Source organism: Salmonella sp. A29-2 (genome assembly GCF_020150755.1).
GTDB classification, from domain to species: domain Bacteria; phylum Pseudomonadota; class Gammaproteobacteria; order Enterobacterales; family Enterobacteriaceae; genus Salmonella; species Salmonella enterica.
Window position 1 is genome coordinate 2600447 of the sequence record NZ_CP083731.1, and the last position, 25702, is coordinate 2626148.

General features: G+C 51.4%; 25 protein-coding genes and 1 other annotated feature. Of the genes, 9 read left to right on the plus strand and 16 right to left on the minus strand.

Annotation, left to right across the window (positions count from 1 at the left end):
• The first annotated feature begins 11 nt into the window (after nucleotides 1-11).
• Nucleotides 12-1163, plus strand: a complete 1152-nt coding sequence (locus tag K8W53_RS12715; protein ID WP_000347819.1) for an acyl-CoA dehydrogenase — start codon at nucleotides 12-14, stop codon at nucleotides 1161-1163.
• Between the two features lie 75 nt (nucleotides 1164-1238).
• Here the strand turns inward: K8W53_RS12715 and K8W53_RS12720 are convergent, their stop codons facing one another.
• Nucleotides 1239-2129 carry an AraC family transcriptional regulator gene (locus K8W53_RS12720; RefSeq protein WP_000284832.1) on the minus strand — a complete coding sequence of 297 codons (891 nt, stop codon included), beginning with the start codon at nucleotides 2127-2129 and terminating at the stop codon, nucleotides 1239-1241.
• Between the two features lie 462 nt (nucleotides 2130-2591).
• Here K8W53_RS12720 and K8W53_RS12725 point away from each other — a divergent pair, with 462 nt between their 5' ends.
• From K8W53_RS12725 to fadK, 5 genes are all read left to right on the plus strand, one after another.
• A complete protein-coding gene (locus tag K8W53_RS12725) occupies nucleotides 2592-3356 on the plus strand; it encodes an electron transfer flavoprotein (protein ID WP_000692096.1) in 765 nt (254 codons plus the stop codon).
• 21 nt (nucleotides 3357-3377) lie between these two features.
• A complete protein-coding gene (locus K8W53_RS12730; RefSeq protein ID WP_001015880.1) occupies nucleotides 3378-4313 on the plus strand; it encodes an electron transfer flavoprotein subunit alpha in 936 nt (311 codons plus the stop codon).
• A 56-nt stretch (nucleotides 4314-4369) separates the two neighbouring features.
• Nucleotides 4370-5656 (plus strand): FAD-dependent oxidoreductase, encoded by a 1287-nt coding sequence (locus K8W53_RS12735; protein WP_001278565.1) that lies wholly within the window; start codon nucleotides 4370-4372, stop codon nucleotides 5654-5656.
• Complete coding sequence (locus K8W53_RS12740; RefSeq protein ID WP_000093362.1) at nucleotides 5653-5946, plus strand: ferredoxin family protein; 294 nt, start codon at nucleotides 5653-5655, stop codon at nucleotides 5944-5946. The genes K8W53_RS12735 and K8W53_RS12740 overlap by 4 nt, the downstream gene beginning before the upstream one ends.
• Before the next feature lie 89 nt (nucleotides 5947-6035).
• A complete protein-coding gene (gene fadK, locus K8W53_RS12745; protein WP_052939348.1) occupies nucleotides 6036-7676 on the plus strand; it encodes a medium-chain fatty-acid--CoA ligase in 1641 nt (546 codons plus the stop codon).
• A gap of 41 nt (nucleotides 7677-7717) precedes the next feature.
• Here the strand turns inward: fadK and ppsA are convergent, their stop codons facing one another.
• Nucleotides 7718-10096: a phosphoenolpyruvate synthase gene (ppsA, locus tag K8W53_RS12750; RefSeq protein WP_052939347.1), complete on the minus strand. Its 2379-nt coding sequence runs from the start codon at nucleotides 10094-10096 to the stop codon at nucleotides 7718-7720.
• 336 nt (nucleotides 10097-10432) lie between these two features.
• Between ppsA and ppsR the strand changes: the two genes are divergently transcribed.
• The 3 genes from ppsR (at nucleotide 10433) to hemP (ending at nucleotide 12816) form a co-directional block, all read left to right on the plus strand.
• Nucleotides 10433-11266 (plus strand): posphoenolpyruvate synthetase regulatory kinase/phosphorylase PpsR, encoded by an 834-nt coding sequence (gene ppsR, locus K8W53_RS12755; RefSeq protein WP_000370992.1) that lies wholly within the window; start codon nucleotides 10433-10435, stop codon nucleotides 11264-11266.
• 155 nt (nucleotides 11267-11421) lie between these two features.
• Nucleotides 11422-12468, plus strand: a complete 1047-nt coding sequence (gene aroH / locus K8W53_RS12760; protein ID WP_001082196.1) for a 3-deoxy-7-phosphoheptulonate synthase AroH — start codon at nucleotides 11422-11424, stop codon at nucleotides 12466-12468.
• A 156-nt stretch (nucleotides 12469-12624) separates the two neighbouring features.
• Nucleotides 12625-12816 carry a hemin uptake protein HemP gene (hemP, locus tag K8W53_RS12765; RefSeq protein ID WP_000089118.1) on the plus strand — a complete coding sequence of 64 codons (192 nt, stop codon included), beginning with the start codon at nucleotides 12625-12627 and terminating at the stop codon, nucleotides 12814-12816.
• Between the two features lie 35 nt (nucleotides 12817-12851).
• Here hemP and selO read toward each other — a convergent pair whose 3' ends face one another.
• The 14 genes from selO to thrS form a co-directional block, all read right to left on the minus strand.
• Entirely contained in the window at nucleotides 12852-14294 is a 1443-nt protein-coding gene (selO, locus tag K8W53_RS12770) for a protein adenylyltransferase SelO (protein ID WP_000175665.1), read from the minus strand.
• Nucleotides 14295-14355: 61 nt separating this feature from the next.
• Complete coding sequence (gene ydiV / locus K8W53_RS12775) at nucleotides 14356-15069, minus strand: anti-FlhDC factor YdiV (protein WP_000562005.1); 714 nt, start codon at nucleotides 15067-15069, stop codon at nucleotides 14356-14358.
• Nucleotides 15070-15382: 313 nt separating this feature from the next.
• On the minus strand, nucleotides 15383-15847 hold the full coding sequence (locus K8W53_RS12780) for a C40 family peptidase (RefSeq protein WP_001213256.1): 465 nt from the start codon (nucleotides 15845-15847) through the stop codon (nucleotides 15383-15385).
• Between the two features lie 76 nt (nucleotides 15848-15923).
• Complete coding sequence (gene btuD / locus K8W53_RS12785; RefSeq protein ID WP_000080607.1) at nucleotides 15924-16673, minus strand: vitamin B12 ABC transporter ATP-binding protein BtuD; 750 nt, start codon at nucleotides 16671-16673, stop codon at nucleotides 15924-15926.
• Complete coding sequence (locus K8W53_RS12790; protein ID WP_023225138.1) at nucleotides 16673-17224, minus strand: glutathione peroxidase; 552 nt, start codon at nucleotides 17222-17224, stop codon at nucleotides 16673-16675. The genes btuD and K8W53_RS12790 overlap by 1 nt, the downstream gene beginning before the upstream one ends.
• A 91-nt stretch (nucleotides 17225-17315) precedes the next feature.
• Nucleotides 17316-18296, minus strand: coding sequence for a vitamin B12 ABC transporter permease BtuC (btuC, locus tag K8W53_RS12795; protein ID WP_000954984.1), 981 nt, complete (start codon nucleotides 18294-18296; stop codon nucleotides 17316-17318).
• A 202-nt stretch (nucleotides 18297-18498) separates the two neighbouring features.
• On the minus strand, nucleotides 18499-18798 hold the full coding sequence (gene ihfA, locus K8W53_RS12800; RefSeq protein ID WP_001229266.1) for an integration host factor subunit alpha: 300 nt from the start codon (nucleotides 18796-18798) through the stop codon (nucleotides 18499-18501).
• A gap of 4 nt (nucleotides 18799-18802) precedes the next feature.
• Entirely contained in the window at nucleotides 18803-21190 is a 2388-nt protein-coding gene (gene pheT, locus K8W53_RS12805) for a phenylalanine--tRNA ligase subunit beta (protein WP_023225140.1), read from the minus strand.
• Nucleotides 21191-21205: 15 nt separating this feature from the next.
• A complete protein-coding gene (gene pheS / locus K8W53_RS12810; protein WP_000018570.1) occupies nucleotides 21206-22189 on the minus strand; it encodes a phenylalanine--tRNA ligase subunit alpha in 984 nt (327 codons plus the stop codon).
• A gap of 62 nt (nucleotides 22190-22251) precedes the next feature.
• Nucleotides 22252-22375: a sequence feature (Phe leader region), on the minus strand.
• On the minus strand, nucleotides 22326-22370 hold the full coding sequence (gene pheM, locus K8W53_RS12815; RefSeq protein ID WP_001386830.1) for a pheST operon leader peptide PheM: 45 nt from the start codon (nucleotides 22368-22370) through the stop codon (nucleotides 22326-22328). It overlaps the preceding feature by 45 nt.
• A gap of 115 nt (nucleotides 22376-22490) precedes the next feature.
• Nucleotides 22491-22847: a 50S ribosomal protein L20 gene (rplT, locus tag K8W53_RS12820; protein ID WP_000124850.1), complete on the minus strand. Its 357-nt coding sequence runs from the start codon at nucleotides 22845-22847 to the stop codon at nucleotides 22491-22493.
• A 50-nt stretch (nucleotides 22848-22897) separates the two neighbouring features.
• Nucleotides 22898-23095 (minus strand): 50S ribosomal protein L35, encoded by a 198-nt coding sequence (gene rpmI, locus K8W53_RS12825; RefSeq protein ID WP_001124225.1) that lies wholly within the window; start codon nucleotides 23093-23095, stop codon nucleotides 22898-22900.
• Nucleotides 23096-23190: 95 nt separating this feature from the next.
• On the minus strand, nucleotides 23191-23733 hold the full coding sequence (gene infC / locus K8W53_RS12830; RefSeq protein WP_001574431.1) for a translation initiation factor IF-3: 543 nt from the start codon (nucleotides 23731-23733) through the stop codon (nucleotides 23191-23193).
• A gap of 3 nt (nucleotides 23734-23736) precedes the next feature.
• Complete coding sequence (gene thrS / locus K8W53_RS12835) at nucleotides 23737-25665, minus strand: threonine--tRNA ligase (protein WP_001144226.1); 1929 nt, start codon at nucleotides 25663-25665, stop codon at nucleotides 23737-23739.
• Between the last annotated feature and the right edge of the window lie 37 nt (nucleotides 25666-25702).

The window sequence follows — 25702 nt, forward strand, 5'->3', positions numbered from 1 at the left end:
GGAGTACAAATATGGATTTTTCATTAACTGAAGAACAAGAACTATTACTGGCCAGTATTCGCGAGTTAATCACCAGCAATTTTCCGGAAGAGTATTTCCGTACCTGCGATCAAACGGGCACCTATCCCAAAGAATTTATGCAGGCGCTGGCGGAAAACGGTATTTCGATGCTGGGCGTCCCGGAAGAATTCGGCGGCATTCCGGCTGACTATGTAACGCAAATGCTGGCGCTGATGGAAATCTCAAAATGCGGCGCTCCGGCCTTTTTGATTACCAACGGCCAATGCATTCACAGTATGCGCCGTTTTGGTTCCGCAGAACAACTGCGTAAAACAGCAGAAAGTACTCTGGCCACCGGCGATCCAGCATATGCGCTAGCCTTAACAGAACCTGGCGCGGGATCTGATAATAATAGCGCCACAACAACCTGGACGCGTAAAAACGGCAAGGTTTATCTTAACGGCCAAAAAACATTTATCACCGGTGCAAAAGAATATCCTTACATGCTGGTTCTGGCGCGCGATACGGAGCCAAAAGATCCTAAAAAAGCGTTCACGCTTTGGTGGGTGGACTCAAATAAACCGGGCATAAAGATTAATCCGCTGCACAAAATTGGCTGGCACATGTTGAGTACATGCGAAGTTTATCTCGATAATGTCGAGGTGGACGAAAGCGACCGGGTCGGTGAAGAAGGTATGGGTTTCCTCAATGTCATGTACAATTTTGAGATGGAGCGTTTGATTAATGCGGCGCGCAGTACAGGTTTCGCCGAATGCGCATTTGAAGATGCCGCCCGTTACGCCAACCAGCGTATCGCCTTTGGTAAACCCATCGGCCATAACCAGATGATCCAGGAAAAGCTGGCGTTAATGGCCATCAAAATCGAAAACATGCGCAATATGGTGTTGAAAGTCGCCTGGCAGGCCGATCGGGAAGAGTCACTGCGTACCAGCGCCGCGCTGGCTAAGCTGTACTGCGCACGCACAGCGATGGAAGTGATTGACGATGCGATTCAGATTATGGGTGGGCTTGGTTATACTGACGAAGCCCGTGTCTCCCGCTTCTGGCGCGATGTTCGCTGCGAACGTATCGGTGGCGGCACGGATGAAATTATGATCTATGTGGCAGGACGCCAGATTCTGAAAGACTATCAGAACAAGTAAGGATCGTACCGGAACGTCTTATTCGGCCTGACTGCTTTACGGCATCAGGCCGAATAAATCAGATATATTTCGCCGTCAGGTATTTGGCAGCAAATACGCCTGCTCAACCAGACTATTTTTAAATTGCTTACGATAATCGTTGGGAGAACATCCTACATGCCGCATAAACAATTTGGCAAAATGGTCCACATTTTCATATCCTACCCGCCATGAAATTTCTGCCAGTGGCGACTCAGTGTTTGTCAGCGCAAACTTGGCCTCGGTCATACGTCGTTGAATAACATAGTTGATAGGGGATATATGATATTCCTTGGCAAATTCATGGCATATATAACTGACGCTGGCGCGAAATTTTTTCGATAGCTGGTCAAGCGTGATTTTTTCACGATAATTATTATTGAGATAAACAAGCACATCCTTAATTAATACATCTTTTTTAATGTAGCCTTGTTCAGAACGATAGGCATTTTTAAAATTTTCATAATAAAGCGCGGTCAGAGTGTAAGCAAATGCATCGTATACAGAGGAAGCCAATACGTTTTTCCCCTGCGGAAGTAACACGCTTAATTCATTAAAGATACTTTTAATGACCTCTTTCCCCTGAACCACGGAAACCACCGGACAGGAATGACTCTGCAATAGTTGGTTTTCTTCCCAACCTGGAAAACAAAACCCATACAGCGCACAGGTATAGGTGGTAGCCGGCGAATTGCTGTCGGATGCTACAGCGTGTAGCCGCCCCCGCTCAACGACGACAATATCGTCCGCATGCGCGACGTAGAGTGAAGAGTCAATAATTAACCTGGCTATCCCTTTTTTGACGTAAATAAGCTCTGTTTCATTATCATGCATATGATGGCCAGACTCCCAGTTTGGATCATCGCTAATGACAAAACGTGAAAATCGAGGGGTCTTGTCCTGTTCAAAAATCGTCTCCGCGGCGGAGTCAAAACAGCGCTGATACATAATAACCTCTGTCAGGTTTAAAAAGATAACCAGGATAAAATAAAGCGAGCGTCAGTGTTGTACAACCGTGGAGATTACCAGCAAAACAAGATTATTCGTTCCGAATGCAAGATATTATGTTCTTTTGCAGACAGCTCAGATTACCTGTCGATAGCGTATTATCAGACAAAAATACATAGCCGACATATCTTTGATGTTTTCTTTTAACCTCACAGAAACAACATCGCACGTTTCATGTTAAAAAATGATGATATGCTTCGCACTTATTATTCTCACTACCGTATTTATATTTTTATGACGCCCTTTTCAGATGGTTGCTAACGATTCTCTGTTCGCAGATTTTTTGTGCAAGATTGTTGGCAAGGAAAACAGATTGACCCATCGTAAACCTCTTCAGACTGCCGCAGACTATTTTCAGTCAGATTTACGTTACTTATCCGCACGCGACTCACTGGAGATGCAATGAAAATAATAACCTGCTTTAAGTTGGTGCCTGAAGAACAGGACATTACCGTGACCCCGGAGCATTCGCTCAATTTTGATCGTGCCGAGGCCAAAATCAGCCAGTTTGATTTAAATGCAATTGAGGCCGCCGCGCAGTTAGCTGGCGATGGCGACGAGATCGCCGCGCTCACCGTCGGCGGCTCTCTGTTACAAAATTCAAAAGTCCGCAAAGATGTGTTATCCCGCGGGCCAGATGCGCTTTTTATGGTTCAGGATGCGCAGCTGGAGCACGCCCTGCCCAAAGAAACCGCGCTGGCGCTAGCATCCGCGGCGGAGAAAATCGGCTTTGACCTGCTGCTCTTTGGAGAGGGCTCCGGCGATATTTATGCCCAACAGGTGGGCCTGCTGACTGGCGAACTCCTGAAACTCCCCGTCATCAACGCAGTAAGCCATATTCAACGCGACGGCGACAAAATCATCGTTGAACGCACACTGGAAGAAGACGTTGAAATTATCGAGCTCACGCTGCCCGCGGTGCTTTGCGTGACCTCAGATATTAACGTTCCACGCATCCCGTCAATGAAAGCCATTCTCGGCGCCGGGAAAAAAGCCGTTACGTCGTGGCTGGCGAGCGATATCCACTGGACCCCAACCACGCCAATGGCGGAACTGGTCGCCATCTCGGTACCGCCGCAGACAGAACGCAAGCATATCATTCTCGATAACGATTCGCCGGAAGCCATCACCGCACTGGCCGACCATTTGAAAAAATCCCTGAACTAAGCCCAACGGAGAAAAATTATCATGAATCATTTAGCTAACGTATGGGTATTTAGCGATAACGTAGAGCGTTATGCCGAATTAATGACCGGCGCGCGGCAGTGGGGAGAAAAAGTTTACGCCATCGTGCAAGGAAACACGGAGATCGACTACGTGAAAGCGCTTGGCGCTGATGAGATAGTCATTCTTGAATCGCATACGGATTTGCAGCGCGTGGAAAACTATGCCGAAACGCTGGCCTCGTTATTAGGCGACCAAAATGGGCTGCTGCTCATGGCGGCGACCAAGCGCTGTAAAGCGCTGGGCGCCCGGCTGAGCATCCAGCTTGACGCCGTGATGGTGAACGACGCGACGTCTATTGACCTCCTCGACGGGACGCTACACGCAGAGCATCGCATGTACGGCGGACTTGCTTTCGGCAAAGAGAAATTAAACAGTCCGCAGGCGATTATTACGCTGGCACCCGGCGTGCTGGAACCCGCCGCCCCTCTCCCCGGTCATACTTGCCCGCAGACCACGCTGGCATATATTGCCCCACGCCACGAGGTATTGTGCCAGCAGCGGCGCGCGAAATCGTTAAGCAGCGTCGATTTGAGCAAAGCCAAACGGGTCATCGGCGTAGGACGAGGCCTGGCGGCGCAAAGCGATCTGGATATGGTGCATAAACTGGCGACCGTCCTCGGCGCAGAAGTGGGCTGTTCCCGCCCCATTGCGGAAGGTGAAAACTGGATGGAACGTGAGCGTTATATTGGCGTATCCGGCGTTCTGTTGAAATCCGATCTCTATCTGACGCTGGGCATTTCCGGCCAAATTCAACATATGGTGGGTGGAAACGGCGCAAAAATTATTGTCGCAATTAACAAAGATAAAAACGCGCCCATTTTCAATTATGCCGATTATGGCCTGGTGGGCGATATCTATAAGGTTGTTCCTGCCCTCATCGACCAGTTAAGCCGCTAATTCCTTTTTCAACGCACATCTCCCGTCGTCGATACGGCGGGAAAGGAGCATAAAGCATGTCGGATGATAAATTTGACGCTATTGTGGTGGGCGCAGGCGTAGCAGGAACGGTCGCCGCGTATGTGATGGCAAAAGCGGGACTGGATGTACTGGTTATTGAACGCGGAAACAGCGCGGGCAGCAAAAATATGACCGGTGGCCGGCTCTACGCTCACAGTATCGAAAGTATTATGCCGGGATTCGCAACGTCCGCCCCCATCGAACGCGTCGTTACCCGTGAAAAAATCTCCTTTTTAACCGAAGAAAGCGCCGTCACACTTGATTTTCACCGCGCGCCCCCTACTCCGCCCCTTACGTCATATACCGTACTGCGCAACAAACTGGACCCGTGGCTAATGGCGCAGGCGGAGCAGGCTGGCGCGCAGTTTATCCCAGGTGTACGGGTCGACGCTCTGGTACGTGAAGGCAATCGCGTCACTGGCGTTCAGGCCGGGGATGATATTCTTGATGCGAATATTGTGATTCTCGCGGACGGCGTGAATTCCATGCTGGGCCGTTCACTGGACATGGTGCCTGTCTCTTCTGCGCATCACTATGCCGTCGGCGTAAAAGAGTTGATTGGGCTCTCTCCGGCACTTATTGAAGAGCGCTTTAATCTGGCGTCCCATGAAGGCGCCGCCTGGTTATTCGCTGGCGCGCCCTCCAACGGGCTCATGGGCGGCGGGTTTCTTTATACCAACCGCGATTCGGTTTCTCTGGGGCTGGTATGTGGCCTGGGCGACATTGCTCACGCGACCAAAAGCGTACCGCAAATGCTGGAAGATTTTAAACAGCATCCGGCAATACGCCCTTTGATTCAGGGGGGAACGCTGCTTGAATACTCCGCTCATATGGTGCCCGAAGGCGGCATAGCAATGATGCCGGAGCTGGCAAATGACGGCGTGATGATTGTCGGCGACGCCGCCGGTCTTTGCCTGAATCTCGGTTATACCGTCCGCGGCATGGATTTAGCCATCGCGTCCGCGCAAGCGGCCGCTCAAACTGCCATTGACGCTAAAGCGCGGCAAGATTTTTCCGCCGCGAGTCTTGCCGGTTACAAACGCGCGCTGGAGAAAAACGGCGTGTTACGCGATATGCGGCATTTCCGCAAACTCCCCGGATTAATGGAAAACCCACGGCTTTTTACCGAGTACCCGCGAATGGCGGCAAACATTGTGGGCGATCTGTTCACCGTTGATGGCGGTCCAGTCCCACCGTTGCGTAAAACTATCCTGTCACATGCGAAAAAAATTGGACTGGTGAATCTATTAAAAGACGGCATAAAAGGGGCTACGGCATTATGAGTTCGGACAATAAGGTGAATGTTGACGTCAAATTGGGCGTAAATAAATTTTACGTAGATGAAGGACACCCACATATCATTTTGCGCTCCTCGCCTGACATGCAGGAGTTTAATAAATTAATAAAAGCCTGCCCTGCCGGACTCTATAAGCTGGACGATGCGGGAAATATTCATTTTGACTCCGCGGGCTGCCTGGAATGCGGGACCTGCAGGGTTCTCTGCGGCAATACTCTTCTCGAAAAATGGGAATACCCGGCGGGAACGTTCGGCGTTGAGTTTCGCTACGGCTGACGCTCTGAAACACCGGATAACGACGCTACGGCGTCTTATTCGGCTTGCCCCCGGAGATTACGTCATTTGTATTAATAGAGAACAAGTCAATGAGTGTTACATTAACGTTTGACGCCGCAAGGCGGAAAACCTATCGCGAGTCCGGCTACTGGGGCGATGCTTCACTGGGCGACTACTGGCGGCAAACCGCACACGCCGTACCCGATAAAATCGCCGTGGTCGATAATCATGGCGCGTCCTGGACCTACGCCGCACTCGACTGCGCGGCAAGCCGCCTGGCAAACTGGTTACTGTCTCAGGGGATTCAACCGGGCGATCGCGTGGCCTTTCAGCTTCCGGGCTGGTGTGAGTTTACCCTCATTTATCTGGCCTGCCTGAAAACGGGCGCGGTATCTGTCCCGCTACTTCCCGCCTGGCGAGAAGCAGAGCTGGTTTGGGTGCTGAACAAATGTCAGGCTAAAATATTCTTCGCCCCCACCGTGTTCAAACACAATCGTCCGGTCGATCTTATCCTTCCGCTACAAAATCAACTGCGCCATCTGACGCATATTGTCGGCGTGGATAAACTGGCGCCTGCCACCACAGCGCTTGCGCTTAGTCAAATCATCGACCGCAGCGAACCGTTGCAGTCAGACATTAACATTCACGGTGATGAACTGGCGGCAGTGCTGTTTACCTCCGGCACAGAAGGAATGCCGAAAGGGGTGATGTTGACCCACAATAATATTCTTGCCAGCGAACGGGCGTATTGCGCGCGGTTGAATTTAACCTGGCAAGATGTGTTCCTGATGCCTGCGCCACTGGGCCACGCCACCGGATTTTTACACGGCGTCACCGCGCCCTTTTTAATCGGGGCGCGTAGCGTATTGCTGGACATCTTTACCCCAGAAGCCTGCCTTACCTTATTAGCGCAGCAACGCTGTACCTGTATGTCAGGCGCGACGCCGTTTATTTACGATCTGCTTTGTGCCGTTGAGCAACAGCCTGCCGACCTCTCCTCACTGCGATTCTTCTTATGCGGCGGCACGACTATTCCCAAAAAGGTTGCCCGCGACTGCCAGCAGCGCGGTATCAAATTATTGAGTATTTACGGTTCTACAGAAAGTTCTCCACACTCGATGGTTAATCTGGGTGATTCGACTTCACGCATGATGAATACCGATGGTTATGCCGCCACCGGTGTAGAAATTAAAATCGTGGATGAAGATCGCAATACGCTTCCAGCAGGCCACGAAGGCGAAGAAGCCTCGCGCGGGCCGAACGTTTTTATGGGATACCTGGACGAGCCGGAACTTACCGCCCGCGCACTGGATAACGAGGGCTGGTATTACAGCGGCGACCTCTGCCGCATGGATGAAGACGGTTATATCAAAATTACCGGGCGCAAAAAGGATATTATTATACGTGGAGGTGAAAATATCAGCAGTCGCGAAGTCGAAGATATTTTGCTACAGCACCCTCGCATACACGATGCTTGCGTCGTTGCTATGCCTGATGAACGCTTAGGCGAACGTTCATGCGCGTATGTGGTCTTAAAACCGCCGCACCTTTCGCTGACGCTGGAAGAAGTGATCGCTTTTTTCAGTCGAAAACGGGTAGCGAAGTATAAATATCCGGAACGGATCGTCATCGTAGAAAAACTGCCCAGAACCGCCTCTGGCAAAGTGCAGAAGTTTCTGTTGCGGCAGGATATTATTGAGCGGCTGCGCAAGGAGCACACCGCGGTATAAATTGCCGGATGGCGACGTTAACGCCGCCATCCGGTATCACACTACTTCTTCAGTTCCGCCAGACTCAGCCAGGTCTGAACCACGGTGTCCGGGTTCAGCGACAGGCTGTCGATCCCCTCTTCCATCAGCCAGGCGGCAAAGTCTTCATGGTCGGACGGACCCTGACCACAAATTCCAACATATTTGCCCTGTTTTTTCGCCGCGCGGATCGCCATAGACAGCAGCGCTTTCACCGCGTCGTTACGCTCGTCAAACAGTTCAGACACCACGCCGGAATCGCGATCCAGACCCAGCGCCAGCTGCGTCATGTCGTTAGAACCAATCGAGAATCCATCAAAATACTCGAGGAACTGTTCAGCCAGCAAGGCATTGGACGGGATCTCGCACATCATGATGATCTTCAGCCCGTTCTCGCCGCGTTTAAGCCCCTGGCGCGCCAGCTCTTCGATGACCGCTTTCGCCTGGTCGACCGTCCGCACGAACGGGATCATGATTTCGACGTTGGTAAGGCCCATATCGTTGCGCACGCGTTTCACCGCTTCGCATTCCAGCGCAAAACAATCGCGGAAACTTTCTGCGACGTAACGACCCGCGCCGCGGAAGCCCAGCATCGGGTTTTCTTCATGCGGCTCATAGCGTTCGCCGCCGACCAGGTTGGCGTATTCGTTGGATTTAAAGTCAGACAGGCGAACGATGACGCGTTTCGGGTAGAAGGCGGCGCCTAACGTCGCGATCCCTTCCGTCAGTCGACCAACGTAAAATTCACGCGGCGAGTCAAACCCTTTCATCATCTCACGAATGTCGTTTTGCAGCGCGGCATCCTGGTCGTCAAACTCCAGCAGCGCACGCGGGTGAACGCCAATCATACGGTTAATGATGAATTCCAGTCGCGCCAGACCTACGCCTTCATTCGGCAGGCAGGCAAAGTCAAATGCCCTGTCCGGGTTGCCGACGTTCATCATGACCTTCAGCGGTAGCTCTGGCATGGTATCTACGCTGGAGCTTTTTACGCTGAAATCCAGCATGTCGGCATAAACATAACCGGTATCACCTTCTGCGCAGGAGACGGTTACTTTTTCGCCATTTTTCATGCGTTCGGTGGCGTCGCCGCAGCCGACTACCGCCGGAATGCCTAATTCGCGGGCGATAATCGCCGCGTGACAGGTGCGCCCGCCACGGTTAGTGACAATCGCCGCCGCTTTTTTCATGATCGGTTCCCAGTCCGGGTCGGTCATATCGGTGACAAGCACATCGCCAGGCTCAATACGGTTCATTTCGCCGATATCGTGAATAACTTTTACCGTACCTGCGCCGATACGATGCCCAATGGCACGACCTTCGGCAATGATTTTCCCCTGCGCATGTAGCGTATAACGCTCCATCACCTGGCCACGAGAGCGCACGGTTTCCGGACGTGCCTGCACAATAAAGAGCTTACCGGTATGACCGTCTTTCGCCCATTCGATATCCATCGGACGACCATAGTGCCGCTCAATCTGCACCGCTTGTTTCGCCAGTTCCTGCACTTCTTCGTTGGTGAGCGAGAAAATGTCGCGCTGTTCCTGCGGCACATCTTCAATCTTCACTTGCTTGCCGTGCTCCTGGGTGGCGGCGTAAACCATGCGGATTTTTTTCGACCCCATGGTGCGGCGTACGATGGCCGGACGGCCTGCCGCCAGGGTTGGCTTATGGACATAAAATTCATCCGGGTTAACCGCGCCCTGCACCACCATTTCACCCAGTCCCCATGCCGAGGTGATAAAGACCACCTGGTCAAAGCCGGATTCGGTATCGATAGAGAACATCACCCCTGACGAGGCGAGATCGGAGCGAACCATCCGCTGCACGCCAGCGGAAAGCGCTACGCCGCGATGATCATATCCCTGGTGAACGCGATAAGAGATGGCGCGATCGTTAAACAGAGAAGCAAATACGTGTTTCACTGCCACCAGTACCGCATCGAAGCCCTGAACGTTAAGAAACGTTTCCTGTTGGCCCGCAAACGAAGCATCTGGCATATCTTCCGCCGTGGCGGAGGAACGCACGGCAAAAGAGGCATTTTCATCATCCGACGAAAGCTGCGCATAGGCATCGCGGATGGCGTTTTCCAGCTCCGGCTGGAAAGGAGTGTCGATAATCCACTGGCGGATCTGCGCGCCCGCTTTCGCCAGCTGGGAGACATCATCAATATCTGTCTTATCCAGCAGCTCATAAATGCGCTGGTTTACGCCGCTTTGATCCAAAAACTGGTTAAACGCATCGGCAGTGGTTGCAAAACCATTCGGAACGGATACGCCCATGCCGGAAAGGTTAGTAATCATTTCACCCAGGGAGGCATTTTTGCCCCCAACTCTGTCTACATCATTCATGCCGAGTTGGTTATACCAAAGCACCAGCGGTGACGAGCCATTGTTGGACATCGAACAATCCTTTTGTGATAAATGAACGAGTTTAAGAAACACATAGTTGCGTATTTATCCTGGCATACTTAAACCCGCGAAAAAAACGGTGAATCGTTCAAGCAAATTTATTTTTTCATTTTTTCAGATTGTTTACGTAGTTGCGCAAACCCGCGCATAGCACGGCATTCCCTTAATCACCCACGGTATAAACTGCGTTTCCAGGAAATGAAACATGCTTTTCATTAATTATAAAAAGTGTCTGTCATTTTATAAAATAAGCGACAAGTTATACGTTTCCCGTTACTTTTAATTTATGCTTTCAGATAATTATGTTTACTCTTCAGGATGAACAGAATGGATAATGTTGTTGATCGCCATGTTTTCTATATTTCTGATGGTACCGCCATCACCGCCGAGGTCCTGGGTCACGCGGTTATGTCGCAGTTTCCGGTGACGATCAGCAGCATCACGCTGCCATTCGTGGAAAACGAAAGTCGCGCCCGCGCCGTCAAAGACCAAATTGACGCCATTTATCAGCAAACCGGCGTTCGCCCGCTGGTGTTTTACTCGATTGTTTTACCTGAAATTCGCGCCATCATCTTACAGAGCGAAGGTTTCTGCCAGGATATCGTCCAGGCGCTGGTGGCGCCGCTTCAGCAGGAGATGAAACTGGATCCGACGCCGATCGCTCATCGTACTCATGGGCTTAATCCGGGTAACCTGAACAAGTATGACGCCCGTATTGCCGCTATCGATTATACCCTGGCGCATGATGATGGCATTTCATTGCGCAACCTCGATCAGGCCCAGGTCATTTTACTTGGCGTTTCGCGCTGTGGAAAAACGCCCACCAGCCTCTATCTGGCGATGCAATTCGGTATTCGTGCGGCTAACTACCCTTTCATCGCCGATGATATGGATAATTTGACGCTGCCCACATCGTTAAAACCGCTACAACATAAACTGTTCGGCCTGACAATTGACCCTGAACGCCTGGCGGCAATTCGCGAAGAACGCCGTGAAAACAGTCGCTATGCCTCGTTGCGTCAGTGCCGCATGGAAGTGGCGGAGGTCGAAGCGCTGTATCGTAAGAATCAGATCCCCTGCCTGAACAGCACCAATTATTCCGTTGAAGAGATAGCCACCAAAATTCTCGACATTATGGGGCTTAACCGCAGGATGTACTAGCAAACTAGTTTAGTGGGTTGGTTTTTGTTATCATGCCGTTCTGCCTGCGAGGTGTGACACGCCTCGCACTTGAAATCAGCAGGGATTGGTTTATCGTGATGCCCATCACTTCCCGGTAGTCCTGCCGTTGAAGCAACAAATTTCTGAGACTTGTAATGAACAGAACCGACGAACTCCGTACTGCGCGTATCGACAGCCTGGTAACACCGACCGAACTCGCGCAGCGGTATCCTGTATCGTCCTCCGTCGCCAGTCACGTTACCGACTCCCGACGCCGGATAGAAAAGATTTTAAATGGTGAAGATCCACGGCTACTGGTCGTCATTGGCCCCTGTTCGATTCACGATCTGAATGCTGCCATGGAATACGCGACGCAGCTCCAGGCACAACGCCAAAAGCATCAGGCGCGTCTGGAGATCGTCATGCGCACCTATTTTGAAAAACCGCGCACCGTTGTGGGATGGAAAGGCCTGATTTCCGATCCCGACTTGAATGGAAGTTACCGCGTCAATTATGGGCTTGAACTGGCGCGTCGCTTGCTATTGCAGGTGAACGAACTGGGAGTACCGACCGCCACAGAATTTCTTGATATGGTCACCGGCCAGTTTATTGCCGATCTGATCAGTTGGGGAGCGATTGGCGCGCGTACCACCGAAAGCCAAATCCATCGGGAAATGGCTTCTGCGCTCTCTTGTCCGGTCGGCTTTAAAAATGGTACAGATGGCAATACTCGCATTGCCGTTGACGCTATTCGCGCTTCCCGCGCCAGCCATATGTTTCTCTCGCCGGATAAAGACGGACAGATGACCATCTACCAGACGAGTGGCAACCCGTATGGGCACATCATCATGCGCGGCGGTAAAAAACCGAACTACCACGCTGAAGATATTGCCGCCGCCTGCGACACGTTGCATGAATTTGATCTGCCGGAACATCTGGTCGTCGACTTCAGCCACGGCAACTGTCAAAAACAGCATCGCCGCCAGCTGGAGGTATGTGATGATATTTGCCAGCAGATTCGTAATGGCTCCACGGCAATTGCCGGGATTATGGCCGAGAGTTTTTTACGGGAAGGCACGCAAAAAATTATCAGCGGTCAACCATTAATCTATGGTCAGTCCATTACCGATCCCTGCCTGAACTGGGAAGATACGGAAGTTCTGTTGGAAAAACTGGCCGCAGCGGTAGACAGCCGCTTTTAATAGCTCGCCCATCCTGCCGGGATGGGCGTTTCTTCGATGCTTTACCCGCCCTTTTCTCTCCGCGCGCGTATATCACTCCACAGAATTAGCACTTGCTGTTATCGCATTAATTATTGATAATAATAATCATTGTGAGTTTGATTATTAATAAATAACATGTCGCGTATGGATAACACCGAGCTGCCTCACCCTAAGGAAATGGACAATGAAACGCTTCTCCCTGCCGCTGAACGGCGCGTCAACAGTCAGGCGCTATTAGGTCCGGACGGCAAAGTCATTATCGATCACAACGGTCAGGAGTATCTGTTGCGCAAAACTCAGGCCGGTAAACTACTGTTAACCAAATAGCGCTCCCGCCAGCAGACGATGCTGCTGGCATCAGGCTAACTTGAACAACTGACCTCCAGCCGCTTTCCCCACTCCGGTGGTCGGCTGGCATAGTCATCATCTCGATCGGTAAAAGGTTGACGTAAAACTTCATGCAACCGATGCAGTTCCGCCATGTCTCCCTGTTCAGCCGCGTCTATCGCGCGTTGCGCCAGCCAGTTGCGCAACACAATCGCAGGATTCACGCGTTGCATCTGCTGCTGGCGCAGCGCGTCATCCACCGCCTCTGTGCGCAATCGCGCCCGGTAGCGGTCGAACCAGGCATCGAACGCCGCGCGATCGATAAACGTATCCCGCAACGGCGAGGAAGCGCTCTGTTGCTCCGTATGGCTTAACATCCGAAATGTACGGGTATAGTCACTCCCTTCGCGCGCCATCAGACTAAACAATTCGTTCAGTAAAGCGTTATCGTCTTTTTGCTCGGTAAAGAAGCCCAGCTTCTGGCGCATTCGCTGCCCATAGTGCGTTAACAACGCGTCCTGGTAGCGATCCAGCGCTCTGTTTAACGCGTCGATCTCAATAAAAGGGGTTAACGTCTGCGCCAGACGTTGTAAATTCCACAGCGCCACCGACGGTTGATTATCGAAGCGGTAACGTCCCTGATGATCGGAATGGTTACCAATGAAGCCGGGATCGTAGTCATCGAGAAAACCAAAGGGACCATAGTCGATGGTCAGCCCCAGAATCGACATGTTATCCGTATTCATAACGCCGTGCGAAAAACCGACGGTTTGCCACTCGGCGATGAGTCTTCCGGTACGCGCCGCCACCTCTTCAAACCACAAAGCATATTTTTCCGGGACATCCTGCCATTGCGGCCAGTAATGACGAATAGCGAAATCAGCCAGTTGCTGAACTTTTTCCGGTTCACGGCGGTAGTAGAAATGTTCGAAATGACCAAAACGCATATGACTTTGCGCCAGACGCATTAACATCGCGCCCGTTTCCTGCGTCTCTCGCTGAACCGGCGTATCGCTGGCTACGATAGATAACGCGCGCGTCGTGGGAATACCCAGATAATGCATGGCTTCGCTGGCAAGACTTTCTCGTATGGTTGAACGCAGGACGGCGCGCCCATCCCCCATTCGTGAATAGGGTGTTAATCCGGCGCCTTTCAGATGCCAGTCGAGGGTCGAGCCATCCGCCAGAAGCTGTTCGCCCAGCAAAATACCGCGTCCGTCGCCGAGCTGCCCCGCCCAGACGCCGAACTGATGCCCGCTATATACCTGCGCGACAGGCGACATACCGGGTAATAAGGTTTCGCCGCCCCAAACGCCAGCGCCATTAGTAGCGTCAAATAACGACGCGGGAATGGCTAACTGCTGCGCCAGTTCGTCGTTATACCAAATCAGTCGCGCATTTTTTAACGGTGTGGGTAAAAGCGCGGTATACGTTGCTGGCAGTTCATCGCGCCAACGGGCAGTAAAAGACAGGGTCATAGGGCCTCCTGTCTTCAGTGTAGACGGTTAATCACCGGTTAAACACCGGCAAACAGAAAGGTTATCGCTGAACGAGTTTAATGAGCTGGCTTACCGGCACCGGAGGCCATAGTCCGCCCTGGAATGCGCTAAACCCCAATGGCGCTGCGCGCGCAAACATCGCCTCAGTATCAATACCGGCAATCATCAGCGACTCGCAGCTGGAGGAGATCTGGGCAACGATGGCGTGCATGAATGGTTCGAATGAGATCATTTCAGCTCGCTGCTGAATAAAATTTTTATCCAACATGACTCGTTTGAAAAGCCCATCGAAAATAGCTTTAGTCGACGCCTCGCCTGCCCCAAAATTTGCCAGCATTAATGGGAAATGCATTGCCAGATTAGCTAACGTTTCATTGTTTTTGCCCTGGTTTAACCCAGGATAATTCTCATTTATAGCTAATTCAAGAAACGGAAAGCGCGCTGCCCGGGAAAAAAGTTCGCTATCTAATAATAATAAGTCACTAATTGCAGGCGGTAAATTAAGCCATGCAATAAGTTTATGCTGAATAAAAAAGTGCTGACAGGTTTCTAACAACGCCAGTTTTTCAACAAACAGACAGTATTGTTCCTCCACCGAAAGGCGAGGCGCTACCAACTCAGTCGGCATCCGCACGGCGCCGTCTTCAGCGGCAAACGTTGCAATAATCTCTAAACCAACAAGCCGAGCGTTTTCATCCATGACGGGAAGGAAAAAGAGTTCGGAATGGTAAAGCTCATCAAGTGAAGCAATCATTACGCCAGTCCCATGGTTAGGGCGCTATTCGCCATCCAGTCACTACGGACGGAAACAGACGTAACTTCAGATACTAATTGAAGCGTCATCATTTTTCTTGTTTACCGGTGAACCGGTTCCTTTTTTTAACTTACTCTGATTATAAACCAATATTCAATCTTGTACTTTTAACAGGGCGTGAACACGCCCGTTTTTAATAAAAGTACGTTTGTAAATGCTACGGTTATATCATTATATATGATGACAACAGATGTCATAAGTTCAACCGGCGATATGTTAAAAATAGACTATAAAATTTATATCGTCTGCGAGGTTAAATTCGCCGTGCCTGCCAGAAGTTTTTTCGCCAGTACACATTATCCAGCGATGAACGCATCACGCCACGACTGGTAGAGGCATGAATAAACTCATTATTTGTATCGTAAATACCAACATGTAAACCACTTTCGCCCGAACCGGTTTTAAAGAAAACCAAATCTCCGGGCAGCAATTCATCTTTATCGATTCTGGTGCCGATTTTTGATTGTTCACGCGTATCACGAGGCAACTGCAAATCAAACTTGTCGCGCATAGTGACTACCACAAAGCCGGAACAGTCCACGCCTCTGCGACTCATGCCGCCGTAACGGTATGGCGTACCGCGCCAGGACTGCAACTGATCGTTCAGACCCGCAATGACGGTAATGGAGTCTGATAATCTGGCATTTGGCGCCGGTGCCCGATGAGTACTGCATCCTGCCAGGAACAATGCTGTGATAACAAGAAGCCAAAAACGCATGCCGCAACAATCCTCTGTTTTTATTTTGGTATTAATTTAGCGTCGAAATTACCTGCTTTTCAAGAAACGATTTTACTTAAGTGGCCGAAATGAGCATTGGATGCCCCTCGACGTCGAGTCGTCGAAAGCGCAGACCGTAGGCTTGCGCCAGATAAGAGGGGGTGAGCACCTCTTCCCGGCGGCCGCAGGCAATGAGTTTACCGCGCTTTAGTAACCAGGCTTTATGCGCATGGCGCAGCGTGTGGTTCAGATCGTGGCTACTCATCACAATCGCAATTCCTGCCTGACACAAATGATGTAACACCCGATCCAAAGCGTTTTGTTGCGCAACATCGAGACTGTTCATCGGCTCATCAAGCAGCAATAATTGACCGACCGGATTAGCGTCGGGATGAATTTGTAGTACAACGGCAGCAAGGCGAACACGCTGCCACTCGCCACCGGAAAGCTGATTCACGCTTCGCCCCAGTTTGTCGCCCAATCCAAGCATATCGGCCACCTCGTTAAGCTGCCCAGTTCGCGTTTTATCAGGTTGATGCAATGTCAGGTAATGCCAGACCGGCATAGCGAACGGCGGATTTTGCTGTTGCGCAAGATAAGCGCGGTGTTGGGCAAGCGTTGCCGTCGCCCATGCCTCCAGCGGCGCTCCGCCAAACCTGATGCTCCCCTCGCCGGAGGTTAACCCTGCCATACGCGCCAGCAGCGTGCTTTTCCCGGCGCCGTTCGGCCCGACAAGATGAAGGATCTCTCCTGCGCTTACTTCGCCGGAAAGCGGCCCCAGGCGGGTGCTCTCGGCGACGTCCTTTAATTGCATCAATTGAGACATTATTTTGCCAACGCGATTTTTATGCTTTCCATCACAATAGGATCTTCAGGCGTCATATCCGGCGAAAAACGCTGTACCACCTGACCATCCCGGCCTACCAAAAATTTTTCAAAATTCCACAGAATATCATCCGGATAGAGTGGCGTACGCCCTTTGCTTACCATCCGTTCGTAAAAGCCGCTCTTCTCCGGCGCGACTGCCGTTGGCGCAGCGGCTATCAGTTTTTGATACAGCGGATGGCGCGCGTCGCCATTCACATCAATTTTACTGAACATCGGGAACGTGACGCCCCAGGTGCTGGCACAATAGGTTTTAATCTCCTCTTCGCTGTCTGGCTCCTGCCCCATAAACTGGTTGCAGGGAAAACCCAACACGACAAACCCCTGATCTGCCCACGCCTTCTGGATATTTTCCAACTGTTCATATTGCGGCGTCAGGCCACATCTGGAGGCGACGTTTACAATGAGCAGCACTTTTCCGGCGTATTTTTCAAGTGTAGTGACCTCTCCATCAATCGTCGTAACGTGAGTATTAAGAAGCGAGTTTTGCATGGTGTCTCCCTGATGTCGGTAGAATAGCGGGTTTCATCGTTAGCCTTTAATCATAGACTGCGAATGATGAAAGCAGTTGTTTACCGATGCGCTAACGCGCGGATTTGAGTAGCAGCCAGATAAACACTGGCGCCCCCAATGTGGCGGTGACCACCCCGATAGGCAGTTCAGCCGACGCCAGCGCCAGTCGGGCGACCACATCAGCCAATAGCAGGGCGATAGCCCCGGCCAGCGCGCAGCCGGGAAGTAAAACCCGGTGATCGGTTAAACCACATAAGCGCAGGATGTGCGGAATAACCAGACCGATAAAACCAATCGCCCCCGCCATCGCCACGCTGACGCCCACCATCCAGCCGGTGGCGACGACCAACAAATTGCGCCAGAACCACAGCGGCAGGCCAAGCTGTCGCGCCGAGGTTTCCCCTAGCGCCAGCATATTCAGCGGTTGCGACTGGCAACATATCCAGATCAGTACCGGGATGAGCGCAATCATTAGCCAGCTCTGCTGCCAGTCAACGCCGCCAAATCCTCCCATCATCCAGTACATTAATTGCCGCAGATCGAAAGAGGTGGAAAAATAGATAGCCCACGTCATCAGCGCGCTACAGATAATGCCCAGCGCGACGCCCGCCAACAACAAGCGGCTGGTAGAGAGATGGCGACGCGCAAAACGCAGCAGGATTAACGTAATAATGAGCGCGCCGGCTATAGCGCACAGCCCCAGCGCCCATCCTGGCAGTTGCCCCTGCCCCAGTAAGACGGCGGCAATAAGCCCAACACCGGCCCCATTCGAAACGCCGAGCAGGCCCGGTTCAGCAAGTGGATTTTCAAACAGCGCCTGCATCACGGCGCCAGATAGCGCCAGCGCAGCGCCAACCAGCAATACCGCAAGCGTGCGGGGAAGGCGAATTTGCCAGACAAACAGTTCCCCCCGGGCGCTTAACCAGTCACCGGGGGCAATCCACTGTTCGCCTGCGCATAAGCTCAGAAGTGTAGCCAGTAGCACCAGCAGTGACAGGCTCAGAAGCCAGCGAACGTTTCGTCGCTGTTGTTGGCGGGCAAAAGTCAGCATGTTATCCATTCAGCTGAAAAGAGGTAGCGTGATTTTACGGTGGGTATCCTTTACTTGAAAGAAAAAAGGCCGCAATGCGGCCTTTTTAGTTATACGGGTCATCTTTCAGGCTGACAGATACGCTGTCATCCCGCTGATCTACTTTCGGGATGGCAGCGTATCTGCCGCAATACACCCTGATGGATGTTATGCCTGGATCTGATTACTCTTCTTTGGGCGAAGCGTTTTCGACCCGGCTCTTTAACTTCTGCCCGGGTCTGAAGGTCACCACGCGCCGTGCTGTAATAGGAATATCTTCACCCGTTTTCGGGTTACGCCCCGGACGTTGATTTTTATCACGCAGATCGAAGTTACCAAAACCAGAGAGTTTCACCTGCTCACCGTTTTCCAGAGCACGACGGATCTCTTCGAAAAACAGTTCAACCAGTTCTTTGGCATCCCGCTTGCTAAGCCCAAGCTTATCAAACAGATATTCTGACATTTCAGCTTTTGTAAGCGCCATAGGTTCAATCCCTCAATGATGCCTGGAATCGCTCTTTTAATGCCTCTACACATTTGGCGACGGTAGCGGCAATCTCCTCTTCTTCGAGTGTACGGTTGGTATCCTGAAGGATCAGGCTGATAGCGAGGCTCTTATAACCCTCCGCAACACCCTTACCGCGGTACACGTCAAATAAGTTTACGCCAACTACCTGATTTACGCCAACTTTCTTACATTCGGATAAAATATCCGCTGCGGGAACGTTTTCTGCAACAACAACCGCAATATCGCGACGGTTAGCCGGGAAGCGTGAAATCTCCCGCGCCTGCGGCACGATACGGTCTGCGAGCTTATTCCATTCCAGTTCAAACACCAGCGTACGACCATTCAGATCCAGTTTACGTTCCAGTTCAGGGTGAACAACCCCAATAAAACCAATACGTTCATCTTTCAGATAAATCGCCGCAGACTGTCCCGGATGCAGAGCCGGATTCATCTCCGCCTTAAACTGGATATCACCCAGTTTGCCGGTTAAATCCAATACTGCTTCCAGATCGCCTTTCAAATCATAGAAATCAACGGTCTCTTTTGCCAGGTTCCAGTGCTCATCATAGCGGTTACCGCAAATCACGCCAGCCAGCATCAGATCCTGTCGAATACCCAGATTGGCTTGTGTATCCGGAACGAAACGTAAACCGGTTTCAAAAATACGCACGCGATTCTGCTGACGGTTTTGGTTATAGACCACCGTCGCCAACAATCCGCTCCACAGAGACAGACGCATCGCCGACATCTCAACGGAGATAGGGTTTGGCAGCAGCAGCGCTTCTGCGCCTGGATGGATGAGCTGTTGTACTTTAGGATCGACAAAGCTATAGGTAATCACTTCCTGATAGCCTTTGTCGTTCAGCATGGTTTTAACCCGCTTCAACGACAGATCGGCTTCACGGTGCGTTCCCATGATTAAACCGGCCTGGATTGGCTCGTCCGGAATATTGTTATAGCCGTAAACGCGGGCCACCTCTTCCACCAGATCTTCTTCAATCTCCATATCGAAACGCCAGGTCGGCGCCACGGCTTTCCACTCGTCCTGCCCTTCGGTCACTTCACAGCCCAGACGACGCAGAATATCACTGACCTGCTCATCCGCAATATGATGCCCGATCAGGCGATCCAGTTTACTGCGACGCAGCGTAATGGTGGCGCGTTTCGGCAACGTTGCTTCGTTGCTCACATCAATTATCGGACCCGCATCACCGCCACAGATATCAAGAAGCAGACGAGTAGCGCGCTCTATCGCTTTATATTGCAGCGCCGGGTCCACCCCGCGCTCGTAGCGGTGAGACGCATCGGTATGCAGACCGTGGCGGCGAGCGCGACCGGTGATAGCCAGCGGATTAAAGTACGCACATTCCAGCAGCACATTTTGCGTTTCGCCGTTCACGCCGGAATGTTCGCCGCCAAAAATACCGGCTATCCCCAGCGCCTTATGGTGATCGGCGATCACCAGCGTGTCCGCATTTAACGTCGCTTCGCTACCGTCCAGCAGGACGACGGTTTCACCCTCTTTTGCCATCCGCACGACAATACCGCCATCAATGCGATCTTTATCGAAAGCATGCATTGGCTGACCCAGTTCGAGCAGCACATAGTTCGTGACGTCAACCACCGCATCGATGGAGCGAATACCGCAGCGACGCAGTTTCTCTTTCATCCACAGCGGCGTCGGCGCGTTAACATTGATACCTTTTACCACCCGGCCCAGATAGCGTGGACACGCATCAGCGGCCTCTACTGTAATCGGCAGCGTATCGCTGATGGTTGCCGTAACCGGCGCCATTTCAGGCTCCTGGAGCGGCGCTTTGTTCAGTACCGCCACATCACGCGCAACGCCGATGATACCTAAGCAATCCGCACGGTTCGGCGTGACGCTAATTTCGATGGTATTGTCGTCAAACTTCAGGTATTCACGGATATCGGTACCCAGCGGCGCATCCGCCGGCAGTTCGATAATGCCGCTGTGATCGTCGGAAATCCCCAGTTCGGAGAAGGAGCACAGCATCCCTTCAGACGGTTCGCCGCGCAGTTTCGCCGCTTTAATTTTGAAATCGCCCGGCAGAATAGCGCCAATGGTGGCCACCGCTACTTTCAGCCCCTGACGACAGTTTGGCGCGCCGCAGACGATATCCAACAGGCGTTCTCCGCCAACGTTGACTTTCGTTACACGCAATTTGTCAGCGTTCGGATGCTGGGCGCACTCAACCACTTCCCCAACCACAACGCCATTGAAGCTTCCCGCGACCGGCTCAACGCCGTCTACTTCCAGGCCAGCCATCGTAATCTGGTTAGCCAACGCATCGCTATCAATTGCCGGGTTAACCCACTCGCGTAACCACAGTTCGCTGAATTTCATTGTTTTATCCTGCCTTTATTTAAACTGTTTAAGGAAACGCAGATCGTTTTCGAAGAATGAACGCAGGTCGGTGACGCCGTAACGCAACATGGTCAGACGTTCCATCCCCATACCAAAAGCGAAGCCAGAATAGATTTCCGGATCGATACCGACATTACGCAGCACATTCGGATGCACCATCCCGCAGCCCAGCACTTCCAGCCATTTGCCGTTTTTCCCCATCACATCCACTTCCGCAGAAGGTTCGGTGAACGGAAAATAAGAAGGACGGAAGCGAATCTGCAGATCCTCCTCAAAGAAATTACGCAGGAAGTCGTGCAGCGTACCTTTGAGGTTGGTGAAGCTGATGTTGGTATCAACAATCAGACCTTCCATCTGATGGAACATCGGAGTATGCGTCTGGTCGTAGTCATTACGGTATACACGGCCCGGCGCAATAATACGGATCGGCGGTTGCTGCGCTTTCATCGTCCGGATCTGGACGCCAGACGTCTGGGTCCGCAGCAGACGGGTCGCGTCAAACCAGAAGGTATCATGATCGGCGCGGGCCGGATGATGACCCGGAATGTTTAACGCATCGAAGTTATGGTAGTCATCTTCGATTTCCGGGCCAGTCGCCACGGTAAAACCAAGCTCGCCGAAGAAACTTTCAATACGGTCAATGGTACGAGTGACCGGATGCAGACCGCCGTTCTCAATACGGCGCCCCGGCAGGGAGATATCGATGGTTTCAGCGGCCAGACGGGCGTTAAGCGCTGCGCTTTCCAGCTCGGCTTTACGCGCGTTAAGAGCCTGTTGTACCTGCTCTTTCGCGGCGTTAATGACTGCCCCGGCTGCCGGACGCTCTTCCGGCGGCAGATCGCGTAGGGTCGTCATCTGAAGGGTTAAATGCCCTTTCTTGCCCAAATATTCGACGCGTACATTGTCTAACGCGGCAACATCTGACGCCTGGTTAATGGCGGCCGCTGCATTGGCAACCAGCTCTGCGAGATGTGACATGGTTTTCCTCATTGTGTCGGTGAAGACACCGGTTCATTGGACGTAATCTCTCGATTTCAGATACAAAAAAAGCCTCCATCAGGAGGCTTTTTTGCGCTGTTTTTCGTTTCGTTTTTCACGCGCTAGCCTCCTGGGATCAGGTGCTAAAGTAAAAAAAGAAACGGAAAATAGCAGCGTTCATGCTTGCGTTACCTTATGTGGTAAAACCGAATATCCTTTATTGAAAAGGGTTACAGGTCAATTGTCAACTCACTGAACAGTAAATAAAAGAGAGGGAGCCAGGCTCCCTCTTTTCACTGGCTTATGCCAGAGCTGCTTTCGCTTTTTCAACCAGCGCGGTGAACGCGACTTTGTCGAATACGGCGATATCAGCCAGGATCTTACGGTCGATTTCAACAGAGGCTTTTTTCAGGCCGTTGATGAATTTGCTGTAAGAAATACCGTTCTGACGTGCTGCTGCGTTGATACGCGCAATCCACAGTTGACGGAACTGACGCTTACGTTGACGACGGTCACGGTAAGCATACTGACCAGCTTTGATAACTGCCTGGAAGGCAACGCGGTATACGCGAGAACGCGCACCGTAGTAGCCTTTGGCTTGTTTCAAAATTTTCTTGTGACGTGCGCGTGCAATTACACCACGTTTTACGCGAGCCATATGTGCTCTCCTGTATCTATTCTAATTAAAAAGTTAAAAACGTTAACGGCTTATGCGTACGGCAGGCACGCGATAACCAGGCCCAGATCGCCTTTAGAAACCATGGCTTTCGGACGCAGGTGACGTTTACGTTTAGTCGCTTTTTTGGTCAGAATGTGACGCAGGTTAGCGTGCTTGTGCTTAAAACCACCTTTACCGGTTTTTTTGAAGCGCTTAGCAGCACCGCGTACGGTCTTAATTTTTGGCATTTTAATAACTTCCACTTCGCATTGTTAATAAACGAAACATAGGCGAACAAAACCTGTGAAGCCCGAAGGCTTCACAGAATTGTTACTTGAAGGCCTTACTGTTTCTTCTTAGGAGCAAGCACCATGATCATCTGACGGCCTTCGATCTTCGTTGGGAAGGATTCGACCACTGCCAGTTCTTGCAAATCGTCTTTCACGCGATTAAGCACTTCCATACCGATTTGCTGGTGGGCCATTTCACGACCGCGGAAACGCAGCGTGATTTTGGCCTTATCGCCCTCTTCGAGAAAGCGAATCAGGCTGCGGAGTTTTACCTGATAGTCGCCTTCATCTGTCCCAGGACGGAATTTAATTTCCTTCACCTGGATAACTTTTTGCTTTTTCTTCTGTTCCTTAGAAGACTTACTCTTTTCATAGAGGAATTTGCCGTAATCCATTATACGACAAACCGGCGGCTCGGCGTTAGGGCTGATTTCGACTAAGTCTACTCCGGCTTCTTCAGCTTTTTCCAGAGCTTCTCTCAGACTCACAATACCAAGCTGCTCGCCTTCCAGACCTGTTAAGCGAACTTCTTGCGCGCGAATTTCGCTATTAATACGATTCGGACGCGCCGTTTGAACTCGTTTTCCGCCTTTAATACTTTATTCCTCCAGTTGTTGAAGACTGCGGCTGCGAATCTCTTGTTGCAGCTTCTCAATCACGTCATTTACGTCCAGACTGCCCAAGTCTTTACCGCGGCGGGTGCGAACGGCAACTTTGCCTGCTTCCACCTCTTTATCACCACAGACCAACATATAAGGGACACGACGTAAAGTGTGCTCGCGGATTTTAAAGCCAATCTTCTCATTTCTCAAGTCTGCTTTTACACGAATGCCCGCATTTTGTAGTTTCTGCGTCAATTCGTTAACGTATTCAGACTGCGAATCGGTAATATTCATCACGACTACCTGAACAGGCGCGAGCCATGTCGGGAAGAAACCAGCGAACTCTTCGGTCAGGATACCGATGAAGCGTTCCATCGACCCAAGAATCGCACGGTGAATCATTACCGGCACCTTACGCTCGTTGTCTTCGCCTACATAGGAGGCGCTCAGACGAGACGGTAAGGAGAAGTCCAGCTGTACTGTACCGCACTGCCATGCACGATCGAGGCAGTCATATAAGGTAAATTCAATTTTCGGACCGTAGAATGCGCCTTCACCCAGTTGATACTCAAACGGGATATTATTTTCTTCCAGCGCAACCGCCAGATCCGCCTCAGCACGATCCCACATCTCATCGCTGCCGATACGCTTGTCAGGACGAGTGGAAAGCTTGACGACGATCTTCTCGAAGCCAAAGGTGCTGTACATATCGTAGACCATACGAATACAAGCGTTAACTTCATCGCGGATCTGCTCTTCGGTGCAGAAGATATGCGCATCATCCTGCGTAAAGCCGCGTACGCGCATCAGACCATGCAGCGCGCCTGATGGCTCGTTACGGTGGCAGCTACCGAATTCCGCCATACGCAGCGGCAAATCACGATAGGATTTCAGACCCTGGTTAAAGATCTGAACGTGGCCCGGGCAGTTCATCGGCTTGATGCAATATTCGCGGTTTTCTGAGGATGTGGTGAACATCGCATCTTTATAGTTGTCCCAGTGCCCGGTTTTTTCCCACAGCACACGGTCCATCATGAACGGGCCTTTAACTTCTTGATACTGGTATTCTTTGAGTTTAGAACGAACAAAGACCTCCAGCTCGCGGAAGATAGTCCAGCCGTCGTTATGCCAGAACACCATGCCCGGCGCTTCTTCCTGCATATGATACAGGTCGAGCTGCTTACCAATTTTACGATGGTCGCGTTTTGCGGCCTCTTCCAGGCGCTGCAGATAAGCGTTCAGAGCTTTTTTATCTGCCCATGCCGTACCGTAAATACGCTGCAGCATCTTATTATTGCTGTCACCGCGCCAGTATGCGCCGGCAGTTTTCATCAGTTTAAAGTGATGGCAGAAACGCATATTCGGCACGTGCGGACCACGACACATGTCGACATATTCTTCATGATGGTACAAGCCTGGCTTGTCATCATGAGCAATGTTTTCATCAAGAATGGAAACTTTGTAGCTTTCACCACGCTTCACGAAGGTTTCACGCGCTTCGTGCCAGCTGACTTTCTTCTTGATAACGTCGTAATTTTTCTCGGCGAGCTCATGCATCCGCTTTTCGAGCGCTTCGACATCTTCCTGAGTTAGCGTGCGGTCAAGATCAACGTCATAGTAAAAACCGTTGTCGACAACCGGGCCGATCGCCATTTTCGTGTGCGGCCAAAGTTGCTTGATAGCGTGACCTAACAGATGCGCGCAAGAGTGACGAATGATCTCCAGACCCTCTTCATCTTTTGCGGTGATGATGGAAAGCGTCGCATCATTTTCAATCAGATCGGAAGCATCAACCAGCTCGCCATTCACACGGCCCGCAATGGTGGCTTTCGCCAGGCCAGGACCAATGTCCAGAGCAACATCCATCGGGCTTACAGGATGGTCATAATGGCGTTGGCTGCCATCAGGAAGAGTAATAACAGGCATGTAATATCCTTATTTGCAGTGGTGACCCATACGCAAG